Origin of the sequence: Helicobacter sp. MIT 00-7814 (assembly GCF_003364115.1) — a bacterium.
Lineage (GTDB): Bacteria > Campylobacterota > Campylobacteria > Campylobacterales > Helicobacteraceae > Helicobacter_F.
In genome coordinates, this window is sequence record NZ_NXLL01000014.1 from 38,708 (window position 1) to 51,597 (window position 12,890).

At 42.5% G+C, this 12,890-nt stretch carries 11 protein-coding genes; 3 read left to right on the forward strand and 8 right to left on the reverse strand.

The features are described 5' to 3' along the window. Positions 1–3 precede the first annotated feature (3 nt). Genes hemA through hisD form a run of 5 tightly spaced genes read right to left on the reverse strand, consistent with a single transcriptional unit; the run spans position 4 to position 4,532 of the window. The gene (hemA, locus tag CQA49_RS05695) at positions 4–1,401 is read right to left on the reverse strand and encodes a glutamyl-tRNA reductase (protein ID WP_115574998.1); all 1,398 of its coding nucleotides are present in this window, start codon (positions 1,399–1,401) and stop codon (positions 4–6) included. Next, positions 1,401–2,384 carry a polyprenyl synthetase family protein gene (locus tag CQA49_RS05700; RefSeq protein ID WP_115575014.1) on the reverse strand — a complete coding sequence of 328 codons (984 nt, stop codon included), beginning with the start codon at positions 2,382–2,384 and terminating at the stop codon, positions 1,401–1,403. Before CQA49_RS05700 ends, hemA begins: the two co-directional genes overlap by 1 nt. Positions 2,385–2,439: 55 nt before the next feature. Continuing rightward, positions 2,440–2,910 (reverse strand): hypothetical protein, encoded by a 471-nt coding sequence (locus tag CQA49_RS05705; protein WP_115574999.1) that lies wholly within the window; start codon positions 2,908–2,910, stop codon positions 2,440–2,442. Positions 2,911–2,915: 5 nt separating this feature from the next. Then, positions 2,916–3,209: a DUF2018 family protein gene (locus CQA49_RS05710; RefSeq protein ID WP_258864215.1), complete on the reverse strand. Its 294-nt coding sequence runs from the start codon at positions 3,207–3,209 to the stop codon at positions 2,916–2,918. Positions 3,210–3,212: 3 nt separating this feature from the next. After that, positions 3,213–4,532: a histidinol dehydrogenase gene (gene hisD / locus CQA49_RS05715; RefSeq protein WP_115575001.1), complete on the reverse strand. Its 1,320-nt coding sequence runs from the start codon at positions 4,530–4,532 to the stop codon at positions 3,213–3,215. Between the two features lie 162 nt (positions 4,533–4,694). On the opposite strand from hisD, the gene CQA49_RS05720 reads away from it, so the two are divergent. Further along, positions 4,695–4,922: a FeoA family protein gene (locus tag CQA49_RS05720; RefSeq protein WP_115575002.1), complete on the forward strand. Its 228-nt coding sequence runs from the start codon at positions 4,695–4,697 to the stop codon at positions 4,920–4,922. A gap of 24 nt (positions 4,923–4,946) precedes the next feature. Here the strand turns inward: CQA49_RS05720 and CQA49_RS05725 are convergent, their stop codons facing one another. Then, entirely contained in the window at positions 4,947–5,516 is a 570-nt protein-coding gene (locus CQA49_RS05725) for a flavin reductase family protein (RefSeq protein ID WP_115575003.1), read from the reverse strand. A gap of 184 nt (positions 5,517–5,700) precedes the next feature. After that, positions 5,701–7,080, reverse strand: a complete 1,380-nt coding sequence (locus CQA49_RS05730) for a glycosyltransferase family 9 protein (protein WP_115575004.1) — start codon at positions 7,078–7,080, stop codon at positions 5,701–5,703. 121 nt (positions 7,081–7,201) lie between these two features. Here CQA49_RS05730 and tkt point away from each other — a divergent pair, with 121 nt between their 5' ends. Together tkt and CQA49_RS05740 are read left to right on the forward strand one after the other, a co-directional pair. After that, positions 7,202–9,148 (forward strand): transketolase, encoded by a 1,947-nt coding sequence (tkt, locus tag CQA49_RS05735; RefSeq protein ID WP_115575005.1) that lies wholly within the window; start codon positions 7,202–7,204, stop codon positions 9,146–9,148. A gap of 22 nt (positions 9,149–9,170) precedes the next feature. Continuing rightward, positions 9,171–11,594 carry a PD-(D/E)XK nuclease family protein gene (locus CQA49_RS05740; protein WP_181882618.1) on the forward strand — a complete coding sequence of 808 codons (2,424 nt, stop codon included), beginning with the start codon at positions 9,171–9,173 and terminating at the stop codon, positions 11,592–11,594. A gap of 39 nt (positions 11,595–11,633) precedes the next feature. Here the strand turns inward: CQA49_RS05740 and CQA49_RS05745 are convergent, their stop codons facing one another. Then, positions 11,634–12,455: a hypothetical protein gene (locus CQA49_RS05745; RefSeq protein WP_115575007.1), complete on the reverse strand. Its 822-nt coding sequence runs from the start codon at positions 12,453–12,455 to the stop codon at positions 11,634–11,636. Positions 12,456–12,890 lie beyond the last annotated feature (435 nt).

Here is a 12,890-nt window from a genome sequence, read left to right on the forward strand (position 1 = left end):
CCTTTATTTCTCTTTTACGCGCTTTTGGTTTTCCTCGCGTGTGCCTTGCTCGCGCGCCTCTTTTTCGCGCATTTGAGAATCCCCAAAATACTCCTCGCATTTATATTTATTGAGCAAAACAATATCATCTGCGATGTCAAAAATATTTTTCGCCGCTTCTAAAATAGGATCAGCATTAATGCTCTCCCCCGCCTCCTTAAGGCGCATTGTAGGCTTGTGCAAAAAGGTATTAAACGCACCATGCAGGATTTTTTCAACGCTTTGCTTGTATTCTTTGGGCAAAAAGCCCTTTTTGACTGCGCGCTCTAGCTCCTTAAAGCTAGAATCTTTTGCTAACGCGCGAATATGCTTAATAATTGGCTCTGCGCCTAAGCTTTGCAACCACTTGAAAAAATCCTGCACAAATTCTTCAACGATTTTCTGCCCCTCTTTTGCACGCGATTCCCTCTGGGCTTTGTTTTGCGAGATGATTTCTTGCAAATCATCAACGCAATAAATCTGCAGATTCTCAACTTCTATGCTTTCAATATCCCTTGGCACGGCGAGATCAAACCAAATGCGCTTTTTTTCGCTTTTTTGGATCATCTCTCTATCCACCACGATATGTGGCGCGCCGGTGGCGGAAAGGAAAATATCGCATTCATTAAGCGCGTCTTTTAGGTAGCTAAAGGGCTTTACCTCAAGGCTAGATTGCGTTTTTAGGCTGCTTTGAAGCTCTTGCAAGGTTTGGGTTGCTTTTTGCATATTACGATTAAGCAAAATCACGCGCAGGCGGTATTTGCAAAGGTGCTTTAGCGCTAAGATTCCCATTTCTCCCGCGCCCAAAATCGCCACTTGTTTAGAATCTAAACTCTCCCCTTGCTCTAACAATCGCTCTTGCAACATCGCCACCGCTGCGCCTGCGACTGAAGTATGACTAGATGAAATATCAATGCTATTGCGCACCTTTGCCGCGCACTTAAAGGCATGATGCATAATGCGCATCATATCCTTAGCGCAAAACATATTCTCATGTGCGAGGCGGTAGGCGTCTTTGAGCTGTCCTGTGATTTGCGTCTCGCCAATCACAAGGCTATCAAGGCTTGATGCCACGCTAAAAATATGATACACCGCATACTGATTAAGTCGCACGAAAGAATGCTTTTTCAAAAGTGCGAGCGGGACTTTTTTATAAGATTCTAAAATCGTGTAAAATTCCTCCTGCGCCTTTTTGCTATCACTCACGCTTGCATAAAAATCAATCCTATTGCAAGTTGAAAGCAGCAATGCCTCTTTTATGGATTCACTCCCGCACACCTTGTGCAAAAACGCGATAATCTCATCATTCCCAAATGCCAATTTTTCGCGCAAGGAAAGATCCATCACCTTATGCGAAAAGCTAATCGCCATATATTCTTGCATCAAAACTCCCTCTCAATCATGCTTTTAGCAAGCGATTCTAAAGTTGGATTGTTTTTGTCTTTGATAGAATCTAGCGCTTTTTTAGCGTAAGATTTTGCTAGCGTAATGCTATCTTTTATGCATTCATAGCGCGTGAAACTCTCCTTAAGCCACGCAATTTGTGTAGAATCCAGCTCTTTTTTGAAAAGCCCCAAAAGCTCTTGTTTTGTAGAATCTGGCGCGCGGGAAAAAAGATAGATAAAAGGCAGCGTGCTTTTGCCCTCGCTAAAATCACTCATAGAAGGCTTGCCCAAAACCTCCGCGCTTTGTGTCACATCTAAAATATCATCAATGATTTGAAACGCAATGCCAAGATTGCGCCCATATTCCCTAAACTGCGCGCATTCTCTTTGCTCTAAGCCTGCTAAAAGCGCCGCACACTCCGCACTTGCAGCGATAAGCCATGCGGTTTTATACTCGCACATTTGCAAATAGCGCGTTAAATTCTCATTAAAATTCTGCGCCATAAAAACATCTTCAATCTCGCCAATGGAAAGCCTCACAACAGATTCTGAAAGGCTTTGCGCAATTTGTGGCGGGAATTTACTAAGCTCATAAAAAGCCTTCGCATACAGCACATCGCCTAGCATAATGGCATTTTTATTGCCAAAACGCGCATTGAGCGAGGGCTTCGCGCGCCTTGTAGTGGCGTTATCAATCACATCATCGTGCAAAAGCGAAGCACTTTGTATAAGCTCAATAATCGCGCAAAGCGTAATGGCAGAATCTAGCAAATGCGCGCTGGATTTGCTAGACAAGCTAGTTTCCGCCTCGTTGGCGCGCGCACAATCTAGCTTTTCTAAAATCGCAAACACAAGCTTTGAACGCAACATTTTGCCACTTTGCAAATGCGAAAAAAGCTCGTTTATAATGTCGTTTTCACACGCACCTATCATTGTTTGCATCGTTTGTGTGATTTTTTCTTTTGCTTGTGTAAAGTCCATTTTGCCCGCCCTTTGTGAGATTTTTAGATTCTTTGCATTAAGGATTTTCTTTTTATTAGAGATTCTCCTGCGCCACACTCGCGCCCGCACCTTCAATATAAAGTCGCAAATGCGCCTTCTGCTCGCTAAAATCCTTAAAAAAGATATGGAGCATGGGCTTTGGATTATCCCCAAGTGGCAGGGCGAAATCCGCGCGCTGGTAGTCAGTGTAAAGGATTGTTTGGTAATTAAACTTATCATAGCGTATATGCATCACAAGCCCATAGTTTTTATACAGCGTCCAGCGCAGGACTAAGGGCTTTTGGGTGGATTCTAGCACAATTTGCGCGCGGTAATTTTGCTCTTTTTGCAAATGCAAATCCTTGCTCCAAGTAAATTGTGGCGCGCTGGCTAAAAGCAATTCTTGCGCACAAAGCAAAAGAAAAATCCACTTGAAGATTTGCCATTTTTTGTGTTTTTGCCACCCCTCTTTTTGCCACCCTTGCCATTTTTTGCGCGCCTCTCCCAAATATCCCAAATCTTTCATAGAATCTATTCATAATTCCCCAAAATTTTCCCCATAGATTCAATAGCGAGGCTCTCTTTCATCGTGCGCAAATGCTCTTTTTGCTCCTCATTTAAAGAGTGGATAAAATGCTCTAATTCCCTAGAATCTATGCCCTTTTGCTCCAAAAAAAGCTCAATTGCGCTTAAAATCTCAATAATACGCTCAAGCTCCGCACCAACGAGCGTTGGTGAAGCATTCAAAATAACCTCTTTCCACTTTTCAAGCGGGGGCTTACCAAAAAGCTCTAAATCCTCTAAATCCATAGTTCCGCTATCCATAATCTAATTTTTAAGGTTTTTTAGGCGCTCAAGCACCGCCATTTGGTGGGATTGCAAGCCCTCGATATGTGCTAAACGCGCGCAAGATTCCCCAAGTTCTAGCATTGCTTGCTTGCTAAAAGAGATGATAGAGCTTTTCTTCATAAAATGCTCCACTCCTAATGGCGAGAAAAAGCGCGCACTTCCGCCTGTAGGCAGTGTATGATTAGGCCCTGCGAGATAATCGCCTATTGGCTCGCTTGCATATTCTCCCAAAAAGATAGCCCCGGCATTTTTTATCTTTGGCAGAAGCGAAAATGGCTCTGGGGTAAGAATCTCCAAATGCTCGGGCGCGATTTCATTCATTAGCTCAATGCTTTGCTCCAAATCTTTTGTGTGGATAAAAACACTCCGATTTTGCATACTTTTTTGCGTGATTTCCTTGCGTGAAAGTGTGGGCAAAATCTGCGTAATTTCCTCGCGCACGGATTCTATCAATGCTAAATCATCACTTAGCAAAATCGCGCTTGCTAGCTCATCATGTTCAGCTTGTGAGAGCAAATCCCACGCGATATAGCGTGCGTTTGCGCCCTTTTGCGCGATAATGCCAATTTCGCTCGGACCCGCAATCATATCGATATTCACATCGCCAAACACAAGCTTTTTAGCCGTAGCCACATAAATATTTCCCGGACCTGTGATGACATCAACGCCCTTTATATCATGCGCCAAATCCCCATACGCCATAAATCCCACAGCGCTTGCCCCGCCGACTTTATACGCCTTTTTAATCCCGCAAAGATACAGCGCGCACAAAAGCAATTCATTTGGCTGATTATGCGGTGTGGGCGTGCAAACAACAATTTCTTCAACTCCCGCCACAATCGCAGGAATGGCATTCATCAAAAGCGAGCTAGGATAAGCCGCCTTGCCTCCGGGGATATATAGCCCAGCGCGTTGCATTGGGGTTACCTTTTGCCCCAAAATATTGCCATTTTGTTCAATATCAATCCAAGTTTTTTCTTTTTGCTTCTCATGGAAAGCGTAGATTCTATCAAACGCGTTATGCAAGGCAGTTTTAGTATCTTTATCAAGCCTATCATAAGCTTTTTTGCAAAGCTCCTCTGGAATTAGCAAATCCTCCAAACTCTTTGGATTCCATTCATCAAAGGCGCTCACATGGCGCAAAAGCGCATTCACACCTTCATTTTTAATCTCATCTAAAAGCGCTTGCACCCTCACACTCACTTCTTTAATGTCCATTTTACCGCGCATAAGAATCTCCCTAAACGCGCGCTCAAAGCCACTATCTTGCGTGTGTAAAATTGGTGTGAGGTTTTTCATTGCTTGCCTTAAAAATTGAAGTTTCTTAGAAAAACGCCCATTATAGCAAAACATTCCTACAAGTTAGGCAAATTACGCAAATTCCAAATTATACAAATTCAAAGAGAGTTTGTTATAATGCGCGCTTTAAAACATTCGCAGGATTTTAAGGAGTGAAAATCAATGACTTTGTATGAAGGGAAAAAGGGAAACAACTACAAAATAACCGCGTTAAAAACCACAGACACCGCGATAAAATACCGCCTCATCTCAATGGGAATCTACAAAAACGCACAAGTAAAACTTTGCAACCACACGCTTAAAAAATCCACGCTTTCCGTGCTTGTAGGTGGCGTGCAAGTGGCGTTGCGCGATAGTGAAGCGCGCGAGATTGAAGTATGCGCGGTTTAAAGTCTCAAAATCGCGCTTTTAGACTTAATTTAAGGGCGCTAGATTCTTAAAGCCTCGCCCACTTCTTGCAAGTGCATCAAACTCAAAATCTAAGCCCTCATTACAAAGCGCGTCATTTACATAAATTTCTTTTAATTCCACAAGCAAAGTATCCGTCGCGCTCGCAAAATCTAGCACGCTATGAAATTCGCAGAAAAATGCGACTTTAACGCCCTTTGGCACGGGCGGATAGGCGCTGTGCAAAACTTCTAAATCAATGCCAAACTCTGCTGCCTCGCTTATGCCAAAATCTAACTCTTTGGAACATTCCTGCACGAGCTTTTCTTGCGCTAAACTTGGAATGCTAATGGAGAGTTTTTGATGCATGCGCGCATTTTGCAAGGTGTCTTTTGGCGTTCCATCGCTTTTTTTCATCAAACAAAGGCTCAAAATTGCAGGCTCCAAACTCACCACGCTAAAAAAGCTAAAAGGCGCAAGGTTGATACTGCCATTGTCATTGAGACTTGAAACCCACGCGATAGGACGCGGGATAAGGCAATGGCTTAAGAGTTTAAAATTTTGCAAAGGTGTTTTTAAGGAAAGTGGAAAAATCATTCAATCTCCTAGATATTTTTTAAATCGCTCTCGCGCGCATTTGCGCATAAACCCCACCCACAATCCGCGCGCGTAATTTTAGCATTTTTGTTTGATAAGATTCTAGAATGATAATTTAAAACCTAAATAATCACACCCTGCGCGCAAAACTTCTAAAATCTGTGTTTAGATTCTGCAAATTTTCTCACACCACCTGCATTTGCTTTGCAGTAGAAATCACAAGTTCAGGCGTGATGTCTTTCATGCATTGATGGTGCTTTAAAGGGCAAATGCGCTTCTTGCATGGCGCGCAAGGCAGGTGCTTGCAAAGAATTGCGGTATTTTTCACAAGCACAAGATTTTCACGCTCAATCGCAGGTTTTTTAGCAATTTTTTGAGAATCCGCCCCAAAAGCCAGCGCATTTTCATAAAAATATTTTTTTGCAATTTCAAGATTCCAACCGCAAGTATCACTCATATCCGTAGGACCAAAAATGCTAATAGAAGGCGTGCCAAGCGCGCTAGCAATGTGCATCGGACCGCTATCGTTGGTGATAAACAAATCAAGCGCGCCTAGGGAATCCACCAGCTCATAAAGCGTAGTTTTGTTGGTTAAATCAATGAAATTTTTAAGCCCATAGTCCCCACTTTCAAAGTCCTCAAGTCCCGCATTTATGCGCGCGCTTAGCTTTATATCAGAGCCAAAAAGTGCGACAAAATGCCCTTGCGCTAAAAAAAACTTTATCACCTCGATAAAATACGATTCTTCCCAGCACTTCGCACTTCCAAAGGCAGCGCCGGGATTGATACCGATATATTTTGGCGCACTTTGCATAGAATCTTCCCCTCTAGATTCTGCAAACTCCGCAAATTTACGCAAAACACTTTCATTTTTAAAGCCATTTTCGCCCCCACGGGGAAGTTGCAAAGGATAGAGCGCATTTAAAATTTGAGAATCTACAATTTCATGAAGCAAAAATTCATACTTTTGCACTTGATGCAATGGCGTAAAGCGCGGGATTTTGTAGCTATGCGTAAGAAGTAAGCCGCGCAAATTTTTCCCATAGCCTATGCGGATTTTTGCACGCGTAAAAAATAAAAAAAGCGCGCCAAAAAAGCCATTATTAAAGCTAATGCTAATTTGCGCACCACGGGCATTTTGCGCCAAAAGAAAAGTCGCGTAGATTCTGTTTCGTTGCCAAAATTTTGCAAGATATGAGATTCTAAGCTTTAATCTCTGTAAGAATCCACCGCGCGCGGGACTTTGCAAAGAGTCCTGTAAAAAATCTTGCGTCGGATTTCGCAAAGAATCTTGAGCGGTGTTTTGCGCCCGATTCTGTAAGGCTTGCAAAGCCTGCTTATAGGCATTTTTTTGTGCTTTTGCATAGGTTTTGCTTGTGTCAATAATAACTTTCTCCACCCTTTTATCACGCTCAAACACCCTGCACACTTCACTTCCCACGATGATAAAGCGCGCATTTGGGAAAGAATCTTTGAGCTTTTGCACGCTAGAAGCACACATAACGCTATCTCCCAGCCAATTTGGCATACGCAATAAAATAGTTGTGACAAGCTTAGAATCCACGCCTTGCAAGCCTTTTAATGAAGTTAAAAAATGTATTGTAGCAAAAAGTTAAGGTTTGTAAAAACACTTGTTTGCTAGAATCGCTCCTTCCAAAACAAATCGCCACATTTAAAGGAAATCGATGAAAACACACGAGATAGCACCCTCTGACATTCCACAGCTCTCAAAAATGGCTAGCACCTTGCGTTTTTTATGCGCGGATATGGTACAAAGGGCAAACAGCGGGCATCCCGGCGCCCCGCTAGGGCTTGCGGATATTGCGGTGGTTTTGAGCCTTTATATCCGCCTAAATCCGAGCAATCCCACTTGGCTTAATCGCGATAGAGTAATCTTTAGCGGCGGGCATGCAAGCGCGCTTGTGTATAGTTTATTGCACTTGTGGGGCTTTGAAGTGAGTTTAGAAGATTTGCAAAATTTTAGAAAATTAGATTCCAAAACGCCCGGACACCCGGAGTTTTCACACACGCCCGGCGTTGAAGTCACCACAGGACCACTAGGGCAAGGTATTGCAAACGCTGTAGGTATGGCGATGGCGTCAAAATACGCCAAAAACACACTTGGCAAAAATGCGCGCGGACAGGAAGTCATCAATCACAATGTGTTTTGTTTCTGCGGTGATGGGGATTTGCAAGAAGGTATAAGCTATGAAGCCTGCTCACTTGCGGGAAAGCACAAGTTGGAAAATTTTATTTTAATTTATGATAGCAATAATATCAGCATTGAAGGTGCGGTGAGCAAGGCATTTGATGAAAATATCCCGCAGAGATTTAAGGCGCAGGGCTTTGAGGTGTTTGAATGTGATGGGCATGATTTTGCAAGTATCAATAATGCGCTTAAAAGCGCGCTAGATTCCAAACTTCCTAGCATTATCATCGCGCACACTACCATCGCTAAAGGCGCTCTAAGTTTAGAAGGTAGCCACAAATCCCATGGTGCGCCTTTGGGCGAGGAAATCATCGCGCAAGCAAAGCAAAGCGCGGGATTTGATCCAATCAAAACTTTTGAGATTCCAAATGATTGCTTATTGCGCTTTAGGAATGTCGCTGAAGTTGGCGCGCTGGCGAATTTGCAGTGGGAAAACGAGCTAGATTCTCAAGTGAAAGAAAAAATCGCGCAAATGCTTGATTTTGACAAAGTGGAATTTCCGCGTTTCGAGCAAGACAAGGCGATTGCTACGCGTGTGAGCAATGGCGAGATTTTAAATGCCATTGCAAAGGCAGTGCCGGGATTTTTGGGCGGAAGTGCGGATTTAGCACCCAGCAACAACACCGAATTAAAAGGAGAATCTGACTTCCCAAATGGGCGTAATTTTCACTTTGGCATACGCGAGCACGCTATGGGCGCGATTTGCAATGGCATCGCAAATTATGGGCTTTTCGCGCCATTTTGTGCGACTTTTTTTGTCTTTAGCGATTATCTCACGCCAAGCATTAGGATCGCCAGCCTCATGCGCGCGCAGGTATTTTATGTCTTCACGCATGATAGTATAGGTGTTGGCGAAGATGGCGCGACACACCAGCCAATCGAGCAACTCTCGCATTTACGCGCGATGCCAAATTTGCTTGTTTTCCGCCCAAGCGACGCGAATGAAAATGCCGCGTGTTGGGAAGTTGCATTAAAACACAAAGTCCCAAGCGCGTTTATTTTGAGCCGACAAAATCTCGCAGTCATTAGCAATCCAACTTCCGCGCAAGTAGCAAAAGGCGCGTATATCCTGCGCGAGTGCAAGGGTGAAAAGCCACAAATCACGCTTATTGCAAGTGGTAGCGAGGTGGATCTTGCGTTGAAAGCTCAAGAGATTCTAGAATCTCAAAACATCGCAACGCGCGTGGTGAGCGCGCCAAGCTATGATTTATTGATACAGCAAGATAAGGACTATGTTGATTCTTTGTTTGGCTCTAGCAAAGTGCTTGCGATTGAAGCAGCAAGGGGGCTAGAGTGGTATAAATTTGCGGATTGCGTTTTTGGGATTGAAAGCTTTGGGGCAAGTGGGAAGGGCGATGCGCTCTTTGCTCGCTTTGGCTTTGAAGCGCAAAATATCGCAAACAAAGCAAAAGATCTTTTGTAAGCCCAAACTACACGAAAACAGCATGCAAGAAATAACGCTAAAAAACATCGTGCAAACGCCTGCTAGCGAGGATTCTTTGCGCGCGCTCACTTCACGCACGCTCAATGTGTATTCCTCCAAGCGCTCAATGCTAGCACTTTTGCAAGATGGGCGCATTTGCGAGCCGAGCATGCTTATTTCTGAATTTTTTAGCAAAGCAATTTTTTATGAAAATAAGATTCTCCTGCCAAACTCCGCGCGCAAATTTATCCTAAGCTCTGTCTTGCGTGGCTATGAGTTTGAGGAACTGCGCAAAAAAGGACTTATTTTTGAAAAAAGTTTTTTGGCATATTTGCAAAGTAGCGAATTTTTCTTAGAATTTTTTGATGAACTTTTTTTGCATAATATTTCAATCGATAAAATCCCACTGCGCGATACTTACGGCGAGTATGAGGATCATTTGAAAATCCTGCAAGCCATTAAGGCGCGCTATGATTCTATTTTGCAGGCACATGATTTTGTGTATAAAAGTCGCGATTTTTGTCTTTCTTTTGGATTCTTAGCGCGATTTGAGCGTATTAAGCTTTTTATCTCTGGTGTGCTAAATCCTTTTGAGTTAGAGATTTTGCGCGCAGTGGGCGAAAAATGCGAGGTGCTTTTGTGCTTTGAATTCCAAAAAGACAAGCAAAAGTTTTGGAATATTTTTGATACGCAACCCACATTGCAAGAAAACACGCACTATGAAGTGCTTTTCCCAAGTGGCGAGGTGGTGGATTCTCACGCTTTTAGTAAAAACGCGCAATTGAACGCTGTAAGCCTAAGCTCTAGGATCGAGCAAGTAGGCGCGATAAATTCTCAAATTTCAAAGTGGCTTAAAGCTGGCATTGCGCCTGAGCAAATCACGCTAGTGCTGCCAAATAGCAACTTTATGCGCTATTTGCAGACGCTTGATTTGGAGCATAACTTTAATTACGCCTTTGGTAAGCCTTTTATGCAAAGTGATTTTTACACAAATTTTGCCCAAATTTTAGATGAAACTTTAGAATCTAGCGCGCAGGAGCTGGCACGAGAGCCTTTTAGTAAAAAGCTAGAATGGCTTAAAAACAATGTCAATCAAAGCTTTGCGCTAAGCAAAAAAAATCTTGCAAGTCTGCATCAAAAAATGCTTGAAATTTTAAGCGAATATGCGTGTATGGAGGAGTTTTTGGGCGATGTGAGCTTAGAAGAGCTGACAAAATATTTTCTGCAAGAGATAGAATCATGGAGCATTGATGATGTGAGCGGGGGGCGCATTAGCGTGATAGAGGTGCTGGAGTCGCGCGCATTGAAGCTGGAATATGTGATTGTCCCTGATTGCAACGAGGCGTTTATCCCAAATCTTAAAGAAAGCGATTTGTTTTTGAATACTTCCTTGCGCCACCAGCTTGGAATCCCAACGATTAAGGATAAAAAACTTTTGCAAATTAGCTACTATAAGCATTTATTGCAAAGCGCAAAAGAAGCGCTCGTGCTGTTTGTGGAGGACGAGGACAACGCGCGCGCAGGGCTTATTGATGAGCTAGAAATAAAAATCGCGCCAAATGAAAGCAGTATTTTCACTCATCATCTCACAAACGCGCAGGAATACAAGCTAGAGCGCTATTTTAGCACTCTGCCTGCGCGCTTTTCACCCACGAGCTTTGCGACATTTTTATTTTGCAAGCAAAAATTTTATTTTTACTACTTGCAAAATCTTCGCACACAAGAAGAAGCGCCACCAGCAACCACACTTGGCACGATGTTGCATAGCATTTTGGAGCGCTCTTATCAGCCCTATGTTGGCAAGATTGTGGATTTAGGCACGCTTAAAACAATTAAAGATTCCGCTTTTGCAATTTTGCACAAAGAAAAGCAGAATCTGCCTTCCCCCCAAATTATGGAGCTTGAGCTTATGGAATACCACTTGGCGCGATTTTTTGCGTGCGAGGAGCAGTTTATTGCAGAAAATGGCGCGTTTGAAATTTTGGGCTTAGAAATTGCGCTAAATGCGGAGATTGAGGGTTTTTACTTTTATGGCAAGGCTGATAGAATCCAGCGCTTGCAAAATGGCAAAGTGCTGATTTTGGACTACAAATACAAGGACAAAGTCGAGGCGGCAAAAGATGATTTTAGCCTTGAGCTGTATAAGCAAATGTATGGCGGGGCGGATGCGGAGATTTTGTGTGCGTTTTATGATATTAAAGCTGGCGCGTTGTGCTGGGACTGCGCGGCAGATAAAGGGCTTTCAAAAACGCAGGCGCTTAAAAATATCTTGCAAGAAATCCGCGAGGAATTTACTTTAGATTTAGAGCAAATAAATGCGTTAGGAAGCAAGGGCGTAAATGTAGCTAAAGATTTTCAAAACGCGCAGAATGCTACATATGGGGAATTTACCCAAAGAGACAAAGCGTGCAATTATTGCGATTATAAAATGCTTTGCGGAAGGTAGGCTAGTCTTTTGAGAAATTAGCCTTTTAAGTGGATAAATTTATCGTTGCTTGTATTTTTTAAAAATTTTTCTGCGAATCTTGCGCTCAAAAATACGCTGAATCTCATAAGCGCGCTTAAAGAAAAGCAAAAAACTGCGCGCTTTTGGGTAACTAAAATACAACCTTACAAACAAACTAAGCCTAGAAGCTGTGATATAGGGCTTTGTCAAGTCAAGCTTTGGAAGCAAATTTAGCGGATCTTTGGCGGAATTAAGGATTTTAAGCGAACCTTGCGCGAGGCATGGTAAAAAAGTCTTTTTTGCTAGCTCTGCAAATTCTTTATCCCCAAACGCATTGAAAAACTCTAAAAGCTGCAAGAAAAGACGCATGCGACTTGAATTCCCATGATATTCCTTAGCAGCGATTATATCTTTGAAAAATACGTTATAAAAAGGCAACAAATAAGGCGCAATAGAAGTGACACTCTGAAAAGTTGTGCTATTTGGACGCACTCTATAATAATGCAATTTTTTTGGCGTAAAACAAATGCGATTTGCACTCATAAATAGCATAACACCAAAGCTTGCATCTTCGTAAATAACGCCATTGAGAAAATAGAGTTTGAGCGATTTTAAAAAAGAAAAGTCAATAAGCATATTCCAAGAAGCAGTGAAACTTTGATGATTAAGCCTTATGAGATTATCAAGCCATTGCTTTGGGCTAAATGTGCATTGCGTAGGATAATGATACACTTCAGCACAGCAAGTTATATCATAAAACTGCGCAAAGCCATCAAAAAAAACATTGTTATCAAACCACACCATCTCCACACTTTTACCCTGCTCCTCACATTTAGCAAATGCTTTTATGCACTCCTCCACACATTCCTTTTCCCAATAATCATCAGAATCTAAAAAGATAATATAGTCAATGGGTTGAGATTCTATATTTGCATGTTTGGTATTTGATGGTTTTTCGTCATTGCGAGGATTCGTAGAATCTGAAGCAATCCATTCTTGTCGTGTTGTTGTAAATTCTGTATTCGTGTGGATTGCTTCGCTTTGCTCGCAATGACTTGTAGTATTAGCTTGTGTATAGACTTTCTTAATGTGATAAGGATTAGAATCTATAACCTCATAAGTTTGCAGAGAATCTAAGGAAGTGGAATCTAAAGAAGTTTGAGAAATAGAATCTTGAGAATCTAAAGGATTAGCAGGAGCATCTAAAGAATCTTTAGCTTTTAAGTTAGTATTATCCCCCCCCCCTTAGTTCATTATTTGGGTGATTAGAATCTACAGATTCTGCAATACCATTAA

Bases quoted from the DNA above. Each gene is read 5' to 3' on its own strand.
- CQA49_RS05710 (WP_258864215.1), bottom strand. From the start codon at position 3,209: ATGGATAGCGGAACTATGGATTTAGAGGATTTAGAGCTTTTTGGTAAG.
- tkt (WP_115575005.1), top strand. From the start codon at position 7,202: ATGAAAACACACGAGATAGCACCCTCTGACATTCCACAGCTCTCAAAA.
- CQA49_RS05725 (WP_115575003.1), bottom strand. From the start codon at position 5,516: ATGATTTTTCCACTTTCCTTAAAAACACCTTTGCAAAATTTTAAACTC.
- CQA49_RS05705 (WP_115574999.1), bottom strand. From the start codon at position 2,910: ATGAAAGATTTGGGATATTTGGGAGAGGCGCGCAAAAAATGGCAAGGG.
- CQA49_RS05720 (WP_115575002.1), top strand. From the start codon at position 4,695: ATGACTTTGTATGAAGGGAAAAAGGGAAACAACTACAAAATAACCGCG.
- CQA49_RS05740 (WP_181882618.1), top strand. From the start codon at position 9,171: ATGCAAGAAATAACGCTAAAAAACATCGTGCAAACGCCTGCTAGCGAG.
- hisD (WP_115575001.1), bottom strand. From the start codon at position 4,532: ATGAAAAACCTCACACCAATTTTACACACGCAAGATAGTGGCTTTGAG.
- CQA49_RS05700 (WP_115575014.1), bottom strand. From the start codon at position 2,384: ATGGACTTTACACAAGCAAAAGAAAAAATCACACAAACGATGCAAACA.
- hemA (WP_115574998.1), bottom strand. From the start codon at position 1,401: ATGCAAGAATATATGGCGATTAGCTTTTCGCATAAGGTGATGGATCTT.